Origin of the sequence: Streptomyces echinoruber, from assembly GCF_014651135.1 — a bacterium.
GTDB lineage: Bacteria > Actinomycetota > Actinomycetes > Streptomycetales > Streptomycetaceae > Streptomyces > Streptomyces echinoruber.
In genome coordinates, this window is the sequence record NZ_BMWH01000004.1 from 340,730 (window position 1) to 355,122 (window position 14,393).

Here is a 14,393-nt window from a genome sequence, read left to right on the forward strand (position 1 = left end):
CTCACCCCTCCTCTTCGGCCGGCGCCTTGCGGCGGCCGCGGCGCGGCTCGGGTGCCTGCTCGGCCTCGTCCTGCTCGGGTACTTCCTCGGCGATGCCGGAAGCCACCAGGTGCGCGGCCTCCGCGGCGGGCAGGTCGGCGGTCTCCCCCTTGTCCGGCCACGGCTCGCCGTTGCGGGCGGCGCCGTCGGGCATCTGCACGAGCATGCGGATCTTCATCAGGTGCTCCCACTTCCGATGACCTTGATGACGAGTTCGGCGCCGACGTAGGTGGTGCCCTGGTGCTCGTACCAGCGGTAGCCCTGCACGCGCATCACGTGCAGGTCGTCGGCGAGACCGCCGAGCGCCGGCTGCCCGGGCGCGCCGCGCGCGGCCTCGATCGCGGCCTTGAGCGAGGCGGGGCCGCCGCCGGACAGCAGCGCGTCCAGCACGCGCTGGCCGGCGCGGTCGTCCTGCCGGCCGACCAGGACGCGGCAGGTGAAATCGAGCTGGTCCAGGCCCCGGCCCATGGTCCGGTCGTAGGTGACCTCGACCTCGCCGACGAAGAAGTGCGGCTCGGTCACGCTGTCGGGCGTGTAGCCGGTGCACGTCAGCCGCGGGATGCCGGCGGGCAGGACGACGGCGCGGGCCGCGGCGGCGATGGCGTCGCGCACGGCGGAGATCTGCATGCTCGCCCCCTCCTACGCGAAGCCGGGCAGGACGAACGGTTCGATGAGGTTCCACACGTCCGGGTCGCGGCGGGAGAGCCGTACGACTCCCCACTCGGCCGATCCCATGACGCCCTCCGGGGAGTCCTTCCGCTTGAAGAGGCGGGAGGCCTGGATGAGGGTGGCCTGGACGATGTCGTCCGGCACGGCCGGCCAGCCGTGCCGGGCGGTGACCCGTACGCGCCCGGTGCCGCCGGCGTTCCACGCCCAGCCGCCCGGGCGCAGCAGCCCGGTGACGGGGCGGCCGTCGGCCAGGGCGTTGTCGGGTGTCGTCTCGTAGCCGGTGACCGTGGTCCACGGCCCGCCGACGGGCCCGGTCTCCACGACCAGGCCCGCGGTGGAGCCGATGTCGTCGACGAGGAGCGTCTCGCCGTCGGCGTCACGCACGATCCGGCTGCGCGGGTTGTACGTGCGCTGGGTTGCGAGGTCGTCCAACCAGAAGCGGCGGCCTGTTGCCCGGTCGATGGCGCGGGACGCGGCGGTGAGCGCCTGGTTCAGCAGCGTGTCCTGCGTCGTGTCGGTGGGGTCGATGCGCAGCTGGGCCTTAAGCGTGGCCAGGGTGGCGTAGTCGTTGGCCACCGCGGGTCACTTCTGCGGCGGGGCGGCGGTCTTCTTCGCTGCCGTCTTGCGCGCGCCGTCCGCGGTGCCGTCCGCCTTGCCGTCGCCGGGGGCGGCGCCGGCGGTCTGCTGGGCCGCCTGCGGTCCGCTGCGGCCCTGCGGCGCCTCGTCCTCAGAGGTGCCCTCGCCGCGAAGGCGCGCGATCTCCTTGTCGACCTGAGCGACGCGGTCCTTGAGGCCGCGGGCGACGTATCCGGCGCGCTCCCGCTTGAGCGCGGCGATCTGCTGATCGGGAGTGATCACGGCATGCTCCTTACTCGGACCTGATCCACAGCGCGACGCGGTAGGTCACGCTCGGGGTGGTGCCCGCGACCGTCGAGGTGACGCGGACGTAGTTCTTCGTGACGGCGGCCGCCGCGGTGCGGTTGCCGACGCCGGTGAGCTGGGTGATGCCGCTGCCGGGGATCGCGGTCCAGGTGCTGCCGTCCGACGACTCCTCGAGGGAGACGTCGAGCGTCGGGGTTCCCGACGCGGCGGTGCAGTGCACCGCCAGCAGCACGTCGGCCGCCACGCCGGCGGCCGCCACGGGACCGCTGATGTAGGTGCCGGCACCGCGCGCGGCCGACGGCAGCGCGACGTCGGCGTAGGCGTTCCTGAGTGCCACGGGCCTTCCCTTCCGGTAGAGCGTGTGCCGGGCGGGCGTGCTGCCGCCCGGCACACGGCAGAGGATCAGAAAGCGGGCGTGACCAGGCCCGTTCCGCTGACCTTCTGCATGCCGTTGGCGTAGCGGCCGAAGGTGTAGGCGAAGTAGCTGTAGGCGACCAGCAGCACGCCGAGGGAGTCGGCCTTGGCCTGCTCGGCGCGGATGAACAGCGGCGCGTTCGGGTCCTCCCACAGGTGGCACTCCGAGGCGGGGACGACGTACAGCTCGTCCTCGTTGGTGCCGGCGCCGAGGTTGGTGGGGATGTTGTTGTCGACGATCACCTCGAGTCCGCAGGGCAGCACGCCGCGCGGGCCGGAGGAGTAGGAGCTGGACGGGTCGGCGACGCCCGCGGCCTGCGGCGGGATGCCCGCCCAGTTGATCAGCGGCCAGGTGCTGGACATCTGGCTGGACAGCCAGTACCAGCGCCGCGAGTGCATCACCGCGTGCGTCGGCCGCCCCATCGCCAGCAGGGCGGCCTCGACGCCCGCGGCCGCACCGAGGATCTTCGGGTACAGCTCGGCGCCGGTCGGGGAGGCGTCGGTGTAGGTGTTGTTCTGGGCGACGTTGGTCAGGCCGGTGACGGCCTGGGTCAGCAGCGTCTTGTCCAGGACGGTGGCGACCCGGTTGAAGAGGTCCTGCATCGTGACGTCCTCGATGCCGGTACCACGGTCGATGGCCTGCCGGGAGACGGTCTGCTGGCCGGGCGCGGTCTGCACCGGGACGGTCAGCAGCGTGTCGTCCATGTTCTGCTCGGTGACCGCGGTGTTCTCCGAGGCCTGCAGGCCGGCGTCGGTGGCCGTGGTGATCCGGGAGATGTTCACGGACATGCCGGACTCCGGCAGCGGGTGCTGGTTGCACACGTCCGCGAAGGGGCGCAGCGCCGCGGTGGCCGGGGCGTACATGTCAGTGAGGTACTGCGGCACCGTCAGGCCGGAGAAGGCGCCGGTGCCGACCGCGCGCTGCAGGTACTGGGCGCGCTCGACCTGCTCCTCCTGCATGTGCCGCGCCAGGCGGTGGGCGGCCTCGACGTCCTGGAACATGAACTGCCGGCAGACGTCCATCAGGAAGTTCTTGCCGAGCGGGTCGGTGTCCTTGCGGTACGTGCGCTCCTCGGTGCCGACGCGGGCGACCTGGTCGTAGGCGGGCTTGCGGGTCTGGGTGTCGCGGACCTGCTTGGCCTGCTCGGCCCGCTCCATCTCCTCGGCCTTGACCTTCTGGGCGTTCTCCAGCTTCCGCTGGATGCCCTCGATGTCGGCTTTGGCCTGGTCGCGGGCGGCGAACAGCTCGGCCACGCGCTCGTCTTCCTCGACGCTGAGGTTGGAGCGGCCGTCCTGCTGCGCCTTGGCGAGGATCAGCTCGATCTCCTTGGCGGCCTTGGTGCGCCGCTTCTGGGCGGCCTCGAGCTCGACCTCGATGGAGGCGATCAGCTCGTCGATTCCGGCCATGACGATGTCCTTCCGGTAGATCGGGTGGGGTGTGCTGCAGCGCGACCAGCGGCACGCCCGGGCCATCTGCCGGGTCTGGTGCCGCAGGGTCCCGCCTCCGGGCGATCTGCCGGACGGCGTGCTGTGCGAAGGTCTCGATGGGGTGGGGTCAGTCCTCGTCGCTGGTGACCAGGAGCTGGGTGCGCAGGAGCGCGATGGAGCGGCCCTGCCGCTGCGGTGCGGCCGGCGCGGGCGCCGGGACGGGCGGCAGGCTGCCCATGAGGTGCGCGGGCGACTGGATGCCCGGTGCGCTGGGGCCGATGCCGATGTCGGCGCGCTGGGCGAGGCGGGTGAGCGCCTCGCGGGCGGCGAGCGGCGGCAGACTGGGGATCGCGGCGAGCAGCTCGCCGCTGCGCGCGCTGATGGACGTGTGCGGGTTGGCTCCGTAGGTGACGGGGCCGACGTCGCCGCGCTCGAGGTCGAAGGACTCAATGCGGTACTCGGTGTAGTCCGGGGACCACTGGCCCGAGGTGATGCGGAACATGAACGACTGCTCGCGCACGTCCTGGTCCTCGATGGCGCGCACCAGGTCCTGCACGTCGGTCCGCTTGGGGTTGAGCCACGCCCGGTTGCCCAGGCCGGTCTCATCCACCCAGAGTTCCAGGCGCCCGTTGCGGGTGCTCGCCATGGGCGTGCCGGCGTGGTTGAAGCGGAACACGACCTCGGGGTCGGCGGCGAGGGTCTCGTCGGCGGCCCCGGCGCTGACGATCTCGGTGTAGGGCCCGTACCAGTCCCACATCTCGTAGCCCTGCTCGAACACCGAGGCGTAGCCCTCGACCTGGTACCACTCCATGCCGTCGTCGCGCGTCACCTTCTTGGCGCGCAGCTGCGAGGTGAACCGCAGGTCGGGGCATTCGGGCCGGTCACGGGGGACGGCCATGGGCGTGGTGCCCGCGGCCGCGGACCGGGCGGCCGCCGCTTGTGCCCGCAGGGCGTTCATGTCGCTCACGGTGTCTCCTGTGGCTGGATGACGATGGACGTGGTCTCGGCGTGCTTGACGAACAGGCGGTCGAACTCGGCCAGCTGCTCCTCGGTGAACGGCGGCAGGTCCTCAAGGGCCCGGGCCTCGGACGGGGCGAGGGTGCGCGAGTCGATGCGCGTCTTGATCACCTGGGCCCTCGTCTGCGGGTCCATGGCCAGCAGCGCGTTGCGGTTGAGCTTCACGTAGCGGGGCCGGGAGGTGAGCGTGCTCAGCGCGTTCTCGCGCCGGGTGACGGCCGGGCCCAGGCTCATCACCAGGAACTGCAGGTTGCGCTGCGTGATGTTGGCGTAGGTGATCGAGCTGCCGGAGACGGCGGCGTCGATCAGGTCGCCGGGGCAGTCGAAGAAGCGGGCAATGTCGCTGACGCTGTACTTCTTCGCTTCCAGCCACTCGCTGCCCGCCTGCTCGGCCTGGATCATGTCGTACTCCCAGTCCGAGCCGGTGACGAACACGTCCCGGTTCTGGACGGCGGCCTTGAAGCGCCGTTTGGTGTCGTCGGCCTGACCCTGGGTCAGGGTCTTCGCGGTGTTCTTCAGGTGCGCGCTCGGCACGGCGCCGTTGCCGAACCAGTCCAGGGCGAACTGCTGGATGGACAGGTACTCGCCGATCGACCAGGCCGCATACGCCACCGGGGACAGGCCGACGGGCAGGCCGGCCACGGTGTACTGCTTCTCGTGCCAGACCTCGCTCGGCTCGTACTCGACGCCGGAGATCTTGTACTTCAGCTGCCCCTTGCGCACCCGGACGGTGACCTCGGACAGCGGCTGCAGCTCGATGCGGGCCGGGAGCCCGAGCCCGTCCCTCGCGGTGATCAGCCCGAAGTTGTTGCCCGCGCGGTCCAGGTCGAACTGGCTGGAGTACAGCCACTCCTGCATGTCCACCCGCGCCCCGCCCGGGGTGATCAGCACCGGCGGCTTGGGCACCTCGACCTGGACACCGTTGACCTTCCGGTAGACGTCGACGGGCATCGTGCTGATGAGGTTGGCGCGCAGCCGCAGGCAGGCCCACACGGCGCTGTGCCGCAGGGCGGTGTCGTTGGTCACCACCGCGGTGCCGGCGGGCTGCTGCGGCCGCGTCGGGATCAGCTGGTCCGCGCTCTGGCCCGGGGTGTCGCGGCGGGCGAAGAACAGGCTCATACGCCCCTGCCCTTCCGCCCGGTCTGCCGGGAGGCGAGCCAGGACCCGGCCAGCACTACCGCGCCGCTGACGGCGAGCGCTGCCCACTCCATCACCGGGAACGCCGCAGCGCCGGCCCCCGCCGCCACCAGCAGCAGCCCCGCGACGTCGAGCGCCGTCGTCATCGCCTCGCGCACGCCGCCCCCTCTCAGTAGACCGACTCCATGACGTCGTAGTCGTCCAGCACGTGCGGCCCGCGGTTGACCAGGGCCCACCGGGCGAGGGTTACGGCCACGAACGGCGCGACGTCGACCAGGCTGTTCCAGCGATCCAGCACCCAGGCATCGCCCACTTTGCGCGTGCGGGCGCCGCTCACCGCGGCCGTGAGGTCGGCCTGGTCGCGGTGGACGGCACTGCCCTGGTTCATGGCGTCGGCCATCTGCCCGCAGGCCTCGACGAAGTCGTTCGTGCGGACGACGGCCAGGTGGCCGCGGTGCGGCCGCTCCTTGTCCTCCGGCACGGTCAGCCCCGCAGTGACCAGGTCGTCGATGAGCGACCCGGCCGGCGCCCCCGAGGAGGCGATGGCGACGACCAGCGGCCGCCACAGCGCCGACAGCCGCACCAGCGCCGGCACGACCCAGTCCGTGCCCGCGCGCCGGTCGACCAGCTCCAGGTGCACCCGGCCGTCGTCACGCTCGCAGGCCACGCCGATCGACGACCAGGCCCGGTCCTGCGAGACGTCGACGGCGAGCGCCAGGTTGCCGCCGGGGCGGGAGTGCTCGTCGACGAGCCCGGGCCACCGGTCCCGGGGCACGTTCGGGTCGGGCGGCGGCGTCGCCTTCCGCGTCCGGTTGAGGTACGCGCGGTCGAACTCGGCCGGGTCCAGCGTCTCCAGCTCGGCCCGGATGACGTCCTCGGTGACCGTGTGCCCCAGGGCGGGCAGCGTCGCCCACCAGGTGGCCGGGTCATCCCGCGGCATGTCCTCGGGGGCGAACCACTCGAAATAGGCGGCGCGCGGGTGCTCGCCCGTACGCCACAGCTCCTCGATCATCTCCCGGCCGGCCTTGCGCTTCTTGTTCAGGAACGCGGACTTCTCGGTGCCGCCGGCGGACGCCCACCACAGCTGGGCCATGGGCCGGGTCAGCATGGCCGGGGAGAACGCCTGCTCCAGGCGGTCGTCCTCGTGGGCGAACGCCTCGTCGATGATGCCCAGGTCCAGGGGCGGGCCGTGGCCGGCCTTCTCCGTGTTGGAGGTGATGCCGATACGGGACCGGGTCGCCCGGTGGATGATCGCCTCGTGCCCGTTCGCCTTGCGGATCACGAACCGGCGGGCCAGCCGGGAGGCCTCGATGGTGACCCAGAACTCGTCCTCCCACCGCTCGCGCGCCATGCTGCGGGTCTGGGCGGCGTAGATGATCCGCTGCCGCTTCCAGGCCGCGGCCCGGTGCACCTTCACCGCCAGCAGGCCCTGTGTCTTGCCCTGCTGCCGGGGCACGGACAGGCCGACGGTGCGGTGCCAGAACAGACCGGTCGCCGGGTCAATCTCCAGGGCGACGTCCCAGACGTAGCGCTGCCACGGCATCGGCGTGAAGCCGAGGCGCTCCATCACCTTGGCCACTTTGCCGCCGAGCGTCGGGAGCTCCGGCCGGCGCGGCGTGCCCCACATCGGCGGGCACGTCAGCCCGTACAGCTCCCGGCACTGGTCGACGAACTCAGTCGGGGGACGCCAGGTCGTCGAGGTCGTCGTCATCGTCCGGCTCCTCAGGCGCGAGGGAGCGCAGCTCGGCGAGGACCTGGCGCAGCTCCTTGGACAGCGAGTGCAGGCTGTTGCCGAGCGAGGCGGGGGCGTCCAGTTCGGTGGCCAGCCGTACGGCCACCGCGGCGAGCGTGGGGGCCGTCGGGTCGAGTTCCTCCAGGTCGCCGAGCGCGGCGATGTCGTCCAGGACCCGGGCCTTCACCAGCCCGGGCCCCGCGGCCTCTTCGTACGGGTCGACCTCCTTGGGCTCCTCGCCGTCGACGCCGGCGGCGCCGGCGGGCAGCAGGCGGGCCGGGGAGACCTCGAGGGCCGCGGCGAGCGCGACCAGGTCGTCGACATCGACGCGGCGCGCGCCGGCCTCGATCTTTCCCAGGACGGAGGTGCTCATGGGGCGGCCTGCCTCGGTCACACGCTCGGCGAGGTGGCGCTGGTCCCAGCCGCGGCTCTGGCGGAGCGCGGCGACGGCCGCGGCGACGCGCTCGCCGGCCTCGCCGATCTGGATGGCGCGAGCCGCCATGATCGCCTCCCCCCTGTCCGCCGTGGCCGATCCGCGATCATGGCGGCCTCTTGGAGGGCCGCGGGGAGAAAAATGAAAGCTGGGCGCGGGGTGGAGAAGATGATCACCCTAAAAACCGGATCACGCCTCTGACCTGCACTTTTGCCCTTGAATGACGTTCCTGTAGGTCAGAGCACTGCCGCGCCTGCAGGCACGGCCCGGGCCGTGCCTGCCCGGTGCCGGCCGGGCCGGGCCGGACGGTGGCCCGGGCGGCCGCCGCACGTGCGCGGCGGGCCGAGGGCCTGCGTGATCGCTCGCTCTTGCTTGCTCATCGGCAACGCTCGTGCCCAGGGCACCGCGCGCCGCTGCGCTCCGTGCGGCCGACACACCACCGGCAGGGGGTGGGCAGGGGGGCACCCCCACCCGGCAGGGGGGTGGGGGTGCCCGGCCCTGCGCGCCGGTCAGCGGCGCGCGCTGCGCGGTCCGCCCTCGATGTCAGGGGCCGGCGTACCAGTCGACGGAGGTGATGAGCCGTTTCACCTCGGACAGCAGCTTGTCGCCCTTGTCGTTGTTGCACTTGCGGCCGCAGGTCGGGCAGCCGGTGACGCCGTGGATGGGGGCGAGGTTGTCCGGATCGAGGCGGGCGCCGCCGCGCTTGACCGGGATGATGTGGTCGACGGCGTCGGCGGCGGCGTGGCCGCACATGATGCACACGTCGGACTCGGCGAGGATCCGGGCCCGGAGCTTGCGGAACTCGTACGACGTGAGCTCGGAGCGGTCAGCCACGGACAACCTCCGCACTCCGTTCGGATGATGTTGTGCTGATGCCGGGTCAGGATCCAGCTCTCGCCGTTAGGCTCTGAGGTTCCCCCCACGGTCCATGCGCGCCTGGCCCCACACAGGCGCGCTCCTGCTGATGTGGAGAGGGGCCATCGTGGCGACCTTCAATGTGCGGCCGGACATAGACGCGGCGGCCGCGAAGCTGAACAACACGTTCGGGTCGAAGCGGGAGATCCAGCGGCTCCCCGAGGTCCTGTGGGAAGGCGAGACGGTGGAGATGCTCGCCACCGGTGTGTACGGCAAGGGCAACGGCCTGGTGGCCATGACCAACCAGCGGCTGATCTTCCTCAAGCACGGGGTGCTGTCTCAGCAGGTGGAGGACTTCCCGTACAACCGGATCAGCTCGGTGCAGTGGTCTGGCGGATTGATCATGGGGACGCTGATCGTGTTCGCGTCGGGCAACAAGGCCGAGATCAAGCAGGTGCCGAAGGACCAGGGCCGGGCCCTCGCGGACCAGCTGCGGGCGCGTCTGGCTGCAGGCGGCGCGCCGGCGGCTCCTGCGGCCGGGGCGTCGGCGCCTGCAGGGGCGCCGGACGTGGCGTCGCGGCTGCAGACGCTGGATCAGCTGCGAGCGTCCGGAGCGATCACGGATGAGGAGTACCGGGACCGTCGGGCGAGAATCCTCGACAGCCTGTAGGGCCTCGGTTCTCGCTGCCCGGCTCCCCCCCCGTGCGGCGGGAGCAGCGACCACCGTCCACCGGGCAGCGGGGGTTACGGGGCGCCGATGCCGACCAGGCGCAGGGCGCGGCTGCGGGTGGCTCGCTCGGCGCGGGCGATGTCGGCCAGGGCGTACAGCGGTCGGCCCTGCGCGTCGAGTCCTGCGGCCGTCAGGTGGCCTCGGGCGACCCACTTGCAGATGGCGGAGGGCGTCACGGCGGCCGCGCCGGCGCTGAGTGTGCGGCGCCAGCCTGTGGCGAGGGCTGCGGCCTGCCTGCCGGTGTAGAGCTCGGTGGTCACGCGCGCCCCCTCCCCGTATGTGCCGCAGCCCCGGGCCTGAGCGGTCCGGGGCTGCGGGCCGGTGCGCGACGTCCGGCGGTTGTGGCGCTGATCATCAAATGGGTAGTCAGTGGGCACACGTGCGCTACTGGCAGCATGTTGACGCTAAGTGAGGATCTTGTCCAGCGGATGGCCCGTAGAAGGGGGCGCCCGCCCCGGGGGTGGGTCGGGGCGGGCCGGTGAAGCGTCGACCGGGACGGTCGTCCGTGTGCCGGATTCAGTGTGCCATGAGGGTGTGACAGTTCACGCGTTGTTCCGGAGAGTGCGCAGGAAGCGGGCGGCGTGGTCGTCGTAGGCAGTGCGCTCCAGGTGGTGGCCGCAGGCCTCGCAGGTGATGCCCCATTGGCCGTCGACGGTGACCAGGGCGAAGGACTGGCACTTGGGGCAGGGGGCGGCCTGGTGGTGGCGGTGGGGTACGGCGTGGGTGAGGTCGCGCAGGTGGGTGAGGAGGTCGCCGAGCTGGCGGTGGAGGTCGCTGACCCAGGGGTGGGCGAGGACGTAGGGCAGGTAGGCGGTGAGCCAGGCACACCAGCCGGCGATGGTGGCGCCGCGGCGCGGACGGGCGGCCTCGCAGGGCTGGACGTGGGCGGTGCCGTACGGGTCGCGGGTGACGGCGGGGTAGGTGTAGGCGATGTAGCCGGCCCAGCCGTCCAGCCAGGCGCGCAGCGGGATGGTGCCGGCGGCCTCCTCGTACGGGCTGCCCGCGGGGGCGTGCGCGTGGCCGGGGCCGAGGAGGGCCAGGACGCGCAGGTCGACGGGGACGGGTGCGTGGGCGCGGCCGGTGCCGCCGAGCCGACCGGCGGCGGGGCGGCCGGCGGGCACGACGAACTGCTCGAGCAGCGCAGCCTGGCGCGGGAGTTCGGCGAGCCAGGCGCGTAGCTCGTCGGCGTGCAGCGGGCAGGCGTGCTGCCCGTCGGGGGCGGTGCGAGGGCAGATGGTGCAGGTGCTCATCGCTGGACCTTCTGGAGCAGGGCGAAGAGGTGTTCGATCTCGTCGGGGGTGAGGCGGTCCCACTCGCCGAGGGCGTAGCGCAGGCGTACGTCGATCTGCGCGGCGGTGGCGGCCTCGGTCCAGTGCTGGGCCATCTCGCGGGCCTCGTCGGGGGTGAGTTCGCCCTTCATGGAGCCGCGGGCGATGTGGACCAGGGGGCGTCCGGTGCGGGCGCCGGCGACGCTGTGGATGCGCAGGGCCGGCTGGCCCGTGGGGACGGGGCGGCGGGCGCGGATGGTCTGGAAGAAGTGGGCCAGGGCGTGGTCGCCGTTCAGGCCGATGTCCTCGCGCAGGGCCGCCAGGAGGGCGACGTCGGTTTCGGCGTAGGCGGCGGCCGTCGTCAGGTCCCTGGCGGTGACCAGGACCGTGTCGGGGTGCAGGAGCGCCTGGACGGGGCCCCACTGCAGGAGGCAGGCCGCGTTGCCGCGGTCGTCGACGGTGGAGCGGATCCAGCACGCCGGGTTCTCGGTGGGCTCACTCGGAGTTGGCATGATCGTTCTTTCCGGCCGGTGGGCACCGGCCACAGCTACTGGCGGGTAGGGCTTGTCTCGCGCACGCGCGCGCCTGCGTTCCGCGCGTGCGATCGCAGGCGCGCGCGTGCGCGGGGTCAGCGGCGTTTGAGTGGCGGCCCGTACGGGGACTGCCACGCCGGCCGGTCGGGGCGGCGCCGGACGGGCTGGCCCTTGCTGGCGGTGGCCTGCAGGTGCTGCGCTGCGTCCACCAGGCGCTGCATCGCGGCTGCCCAGCTGGCCACCAGCGGGCGGAACGCGTCACGGAGGCGCTGCATCATCTCGCCGGCCAGCGCGCGCACTTCGGCCTGGACGGCCTCGGCGTGCTCGGTCGATGTGCCGCGCTCGGCGGCGAGGACCGCGCGCAGTGCGGCGGCCCGGGTCAGGCCGTGGCGGTCGACGAGCCGACGTACCAGGAACTCGCGGCCGGCGGTCGGCACGGCCACGGGCCGCGGCGGCGCGGCCGCGGGCGGCTCCTCGGCGGGCCTGCAGCGCATGGCGTCCGGGCTGACGGTGCAGTCGGTCAGGGCCCGGTCGATCTGGGCGAGGACGTCCTCCGTGCGCATGATCACTCCTTGGGCTGGCTGGAGGGCGGGTGGACGAGCGAGGCCGTCTCTCCCTGGAACAGGAAGCGGCTTGGGGACCTCGAGCCCTGGCATATGGACCGCCGCAGTTCGGCTTTGATCGCTCGAACCATGGAGGCGTCAAGGCGTTGCAGCGCCTCGCTGATCTGGTCGTCGGTCACGGCCGCTCCTTCGCGGGCGGCCGGATCGCGTCGTGCAGTTCGGCGAGGTGGGCGTCCCACCAGCGGGCGAGGGACGTGCCGATCGGCGGCGGGCCGGCCTTCACCCAGCGCTCGTACAGGTCGATGACGCGGGAGACATCGGCTTCGGCGGACCGGTGGAGCGCGGCGACCACACGGGCAGTCGTCGGGTCACCGGTCGCTTCGGTTGCTGCCGGGTGGTTGTCGGGTGTCATGGTGGGCGGCCTCCGGGTCAGTGCTGGTGGGTGACGGTGCGGATGGGAACGGTGTCGTGCTCGTCGTGGGTGGCGGGATGGGAGATGAGCCGGGGTGCTCCTTGTCGCCGATGTAGTGGTCGACCAGGTCAGCGAACAGGGCGTCAAGCGTCTGCATCGGCCACCTCGTACGTGTACCGCTCGAACGGCCTCTCCGCGCCGGCCAGATCACGTGCCGCCGCTTCCGCCTTGATGCACGCCTTCTCCTTGGTGCGTGCGAAACCGCTGCGCTGGCCCATGTGCGGGATGTACGCCTGCCACCACCACGCCCAGCCCATGACGCACCGGTCGAACCAGCTATGGTCCGCGCACTCGCGAATCGTGATCTCAGCCTTGATGTCAGCCATCGGTGGCCTCCGCTTCCTCGGTCACGAGCCCGCGGGAGCCCTGTCGCATGGCGTTCTTCGGCCGCTCGGCCTCGAACGAGATGACCAGCTGGTTGATCGCGCGGGCGAGGGCGAGGGCGGCATCGTCGAGGCGTGTGCCGGGGTGGTCCTCGGGGCACTGCCGCCAGTCGGCGCCGTACTCGTCCATGAGCGTGGTCAGGTCGGGGAAGAGGGTGGCGAGGGGAGTGCCTCGCCAGTTGGCGTCATCCATGTCGCGCAGCCGATGGGCTGCGGCGCGGAGTTCGTCGGCGGGGGCCACGTGGTCTGGTTCGGTGGGGCTGGCCATGGCGATGATCTCCTGTCAGGTCTGGTGGGTGACGGTGCGGATGGGCACGGTGTCGTGCTCGTCGTGGGTTGTGGGATGGGGGATGAGGGCGGCCGGTGTGCCGGTGGTGATCTCGGCGCCCTTGTGGCGGGTCCCCCAGGCGTTGTCACGCAGGGTGGCCAGGGACCACAGGCGCAGTGGCAGCAGCAGGCCGAGGTTGAGCAGGGCGTACAGCGGGGCCGCGGCGAAGGTCATGACGCGGTCGGCGAGGGGGACGCGGGCGGCGGCGCGCAGGTAGTGCAGGGAGCGCAGCCAGGCCATGGCGCAGGCGTAGGCGAGGTAGCCGGCGAGGATGGCGGGGCCGGCGGGGTGGACGGCGGCGGCGACCAGGGCGGCGATCAGCGCGGCGGTGAAGGTGGCCCACATGATCAGCTCCAGCAGGCTGAGCCACCAGCAGACGCGCAGGATGCGCCAGGTGCCGAGCATCAGCAGGCTCTCGCGGATGAAACTCTTGCCCCAGCGGATCTGCTGGCGGGTGTAGTGGCCGAGGCGCTCGGGGACGTCGGTCCAGGCCAGGGCGGTGGGCTGGATGACGCTCAGGCCTTCGAGCAGGCAGTAGAAGGTCAGGCGGCGGTCGTCGCCGAAGGTGGCGGGCCGGCCCAGGAAGGTCTGGTTGAGGAAGTCGTCGAGGTACTTGCGTACGACCCACCCGCGGTAGAGGGCGAGGCTGCCGCAGGCGCACAGCACCGAGCCGAGGCGGCCGTAGGCGACGCGCTCGCCGAGGAAGGCGTTGACGTACCGCATGTCGATCAGGCGGGTGAGGAGGTTGCGGGCGCGGTTGTGGGCGAGGACCAGGCCGGTGACGGCGTTGACGCGGCGCTTGCTGAAGGGGCGTACGGCCTCGTCGACGGCGTGCTCATCGAGGACGGTGTCGGAGTCGACGCACAGGTACAGGTCGGCGTCCGGGGCCTGGGTGAAGCCGGCCGCGAGGCCGTGGCGCTTGCCGCGGTTGACGGGGAAGCGGATGAAGCGCAGCTCGATGCCGGCGGCGGTGAAGACGCGGTGCAGGTCGCGGACGACGGCGGCCGCGCTCATGTCGCGGGAGGCGTCGTCGACGACGGTCACCATCTGCGGCTGGCGGGTCTGCTGCAGCAGGGAGACGAGGCAGCGGCGCAGCATCTCGGGGGCCTCGTTGTAGACGGTGATGACGGCCGCGATGGTGAAGGGCGGGCCGGGGCGCCAGGCGGTGCGGCGGCCGCGTCTGGTGCGGCGGACGGACAGCAGGAGCTTGGCCAGCAGGACGCTGCCGACCGCTATGCCGTAGGTGCTGAGGTGGGCGTACACGCGCGGTGATCCTTCGGGTTACTCGTGGGTTTCGGTGGTGGTGGGCAGCTGCTCGAGCTGGCGGCTCCAGGCGGCCAGCTCGCGCTGCTGCTCGCGGCGCAGGCGGAGGTCCTCGATCGCCTCGTAGATGCGGCTGGCGAGCAGGTAGATGCCGACGACCAGGGCGATGGTGAGGACGAGGCCGAGCAGCGCGGCCAGGCCGCCGAGGGCGGCGACGGTGAAGGTCTGCAGGGGCGTCATGATGGGT

At 72.2% G+C, this 14,393-nt stretch carries 23 protein-coding genes; 1 reads left to right on the top strand and 22 read right to left on the bottom strand.

Annotation, left to right across the window (positions count from 1 at the left end):
• Position 1: 1 nt before the first annotated feature.
• The 12 genes from IE225_RS08560 to IE225_RS08620 all read right to left on the bottom strand — a co-directional run bounded on the left by IE225_RS08560 (position 2) and on the right by IE225_RS08620 (position 8,585).
• Complete coding sequence (locus tag IE225_RS08560) at positions 2 to 217, bottom strand: hypothetical protein (protein ID WP_190056754.1); 216 nt, start codon at positions 215 to 217, stop codon at positions 2 to 4.
• Positions 217 to 666: a hypothetical protein gene (locus tag IE225_RS08565; protein WP_190056755.1), complete on the bottom strand. Its 450-nt coding sequence runs from the start codon at positions 664 to 666 to the stop codon at positions 217 to 219. The genes IE225_RS08560 and IE225_RS08565 overlap by 1 nt, the downstream gene beginning before the upstream one ends.
• A 12-nt stretch (positions 667 to 678) precedes the next feature.
• Entirely contained in the window at positions 679 to 1,284 is a 606-nt protein-coding gene (locus IE225_RS08570) for a head-tail connector protein (RefSeq protein ID WP_190056756.1), read from the bottom strand.
• Positions 1,285 to 1,290: 6 nt separating this feature from the next.
• On the bottom strand, positions 1,291 to 1,566 hold the full coding sequence (locus tag IE225_RS08575; RefSeq protein WP_190056757.1) for a hypothetical protein: 276 nt from the start codon (positions 1,564 to 1,566) through the stop codon (positions 1,291 to 1,293).
• A gap of 10 nt (positions 1,567 to 1,576) precedes the next feature.
• The gene (locus tag IE225_RS08580) at positions 1,577 to 1,927 is read right to left on the bottom strand and encodes a hypothetical protein (RefSeq protein ID WP_190056758.1); all 351 of its coding nucleotides are present in this window, start codon (positions 1,925 to 1,927) and stop codon (positions 1,577 to 1,579) included.
• A gap of 65 nt (positions 1,928 to 1,992) precedes the next feature.
• Positions 1,993 to 3,411 carry a phage major capsid family protein gene (locus tag IE225_RS08585; RefSeq protein ID WP_190056759.1) on the bottom strand — a complete coding sequence of 473 codons (1,419 nt, stop codon included), beginning with the start codon at positions 3,409 to 3,411 and terminating at the stop codon, positions 1,993 to 1,995.
• A gap of 148 nt (positions 3,412 to 3,559) precedes the next feature.
• Positions 3,560 to 4,390 carry an HK97 family phage prohead protease gene (locus IE225_RS08590; protein WP_229879342.1) on the bottom strand — a complete coding sequence of 277 codons (831 nt, stop codon included), beginning with the start codon at positions 4,388 to 4,390 and terminating at the stop codon, positions 3,560 to 3,562.
• A 5-nt stretch (positions 4,391 to 4,395) separates the two neighbouring features.
• Positions 4,396 to 5,568, bottom strand: coding sequence for a phage portal protein (locus tag IE225_RS08595; RefSeq protein ID WP_190056761.1), 1,173 nt, complete (start codon positions 5,566 to 5,568; stop codon positions 4,396 to 4,398).
• Positions 5,565 to 5,732 (bottom strand): hypothetical protein, encoded by a 168-nt coding sequence (locus tag IE225_RS08600; RefSeq protein WP_190056762.1) that lies wholly within the window; start codon positions 5,730 to 5,732, stop codon positions 5,565 to 5,567. Before IE225_RS08600 ends, IE225_RS08595 begins: the two co-directional genes overlap by 4 nt.
• Positions 5,733 to 5,755: 23 nt before the next feature.
• Positions 5,756 to 7,297, bottom strand: coding sequence for a terminase large subunit domain-containing protein (locus IE225_RS08605; RefSeq protein WP_190056763.1), 1,542 nt, complete (start codon positions 7,295 to 7,297; stop codon positions 5,756 to 5,758).
• Complete coding sequence (locus IE225_RS32965; protein ID WP_229879327.1) at positions 7,260 to 7,820, bottom strand: helix-turn-helix domain-containing protein; 561 nt, start codon at positions 7,818 to 7,820, stop codon at positions 7,260 to 7,262. The genes IE225_RS08605 and IE225_RS32965 overlap by 38 nt, the downstream gene beginning before the upstream one ends.
• A gap of 474 nt (positions 7,821 to 8,294) precedes the next feature.
• Positions 8,295 to 8,585, bottom strand: coding sequence for an HNH endonuclease (locus tag IE225_RS08620; RefSeq protein ID WP_229879329.1), 291 nt, complete (start codon positions 8,583 to 8,585; stop codon positions 8,295 to 8,297).
• A gap of 148 nt (positions 8,586 to 8,733) precedes the next feature.
• Here IE225_RS08620 and IE225_RS08625 point away from each other — a divergent pair, with 148 nt between their 5' ends.
• Complete coding sequence (locus IE225_RS08625) at positions 8,734 to 9,276, top strand: PH domain-containing protein (RefSeq protein ID WP_229879330.1); 543 nt, start codon at positions 8,734 to 8,736, stop codon at positions 9,274 to 9,276.
• Between the two features lie 74 nt (positions 9,277 to 9,350).
• Here IE225_RS08625 and IE225_RS08630 read toward each other — a convergent pair whose 3' ends face one another.
• The 10 genes from IE225_RS08630 to IE225_RS08675 form a co-directional block, all read right to left on the bottom strand.
• On the bottom strand, positions 9,351 to 9,596 hold the full coding sequence (locus IE225_RS08630) for a MerR family transcriptional regulator (protein WP_190056764.1): 246 nt from the start codon (positions 9,594 to 9,596) through the stop codon (positions 9,351 to 9,353).
• A 282-nt stretch (positions 9,597 to 9,878) separates the two neighbouring features.
• On the bottom strand, positions 9,879 to 10,586 hold the full coding sequence (locus IE225_RS08635; protein WP_190056765.1) for a hypothetical protein: 708 nt from the start codon (positions 10,584 to 10,586) through the stop codon (positions 9,879 to 9,881).
• Positions 10,583 to 11,116, bottom strand: a complete 534-nt coding sequence (locus IE225_RS08640) for a hypothetical protein (RefSeq protein ID WP_190056766.1) — start codon at positions 11,114 to 11,116, stop codon at positions 10,583 to 10,585. Before IE225_RS08640 ends, IE225_RS08635 begins: the two co-directional genes overlap by 4 nt.
• 116 nt (positions 11,117 to 11,232) lie before the next feature.
• Positions 11,233 to 11,700 carry a hypothetical protein gene (locus IE225_RS08645; RefSeq protein WP_190056767.1) on the bottom strand — a complete coding sequence of 156 codons (468 nt, stop codon included), beginning with the start codon at positions 11,698 to 11,700 and terminating at the stop codon, positions 11,233 to 11,235.
• 2 nt (positions 11,701 to 11,702) lie between these two features.
• Positions 11,703 to 11,879 (bottom strand): hypothetical protein, encoded by a 177-nt coding sequence (locus IE225_RS08650; protein ID WP_190056768.1) that lies wholly within the window; start codon positions 11,877 to 11,879, stop codon positions 11,703 to 11,705.
• A complete protein-coding gene (locus tag IE225_RS08655) occupies positions 11,876 to 12,112 on the bottom strand; it encodes a hypothetical protein (protein WP_190056769.1) in 237 nt (78 codons plus the stop codon). The genes IE225_RS08650 and IE225_RS08655 overlap by 4 nt, the downstream gene beginning before the upstream one ends.
• Positions 12,113 to 12,255: 143 nt before the next feature.
• Positions 12,256 to 12,498 (bottom strand): hypothetical protein, encoded by a 243-nt coding sequence (locus tag IE225_RS08660; RefSeq protein WP_190056770.1) that lies wholly within the window; start codon positions 12,496 to 12,498, stop codon positions 12,256 to 12,258.
• Positions 12,491 to 12,823: a hypothetical protein gene (locus tag IE225_RS08665; RefSeq protein WP_190056771.1), complete on the bottom strand. Its 333-nt coding sequence runs from the start codon at positions 12,821 to 12,823 to the stop codon at positions 12,491 to 12,493. The genes IE225_RS08660 and IE225_RS08665 overlap by 8 nt, the downstream gene beginning before the upstream one ends.
• A 15-nt stretch (positions 12,824 to 12,838) precedes the next feature.
• A complete protein-coding gene (locus tag IE225_RS33725) occupies positions 12,839 to 14,146 on the bottom strand; it encodes a glycosyltransferase (protein ID WP_190056772.1) in 1,308 nt (435 codons plus the stop codon).
• Positions 14,147 to 14,164: 18 nt separating this feature from the next.
• The gene (locus IE225_RS08675; protein ID WP_190056773.1) at positions 14,165 to 14,386 is read right to left on the bottom strand and encodes a hypothetical protein; all 222 of its coding nucleotides are present in this window, start codon (positions 14,384 to 14,386) and stop codon (positions 14,165 to 14,167) included.
• Positions 14,387 to 14,393: the final 7 nt, after the last annotated feature.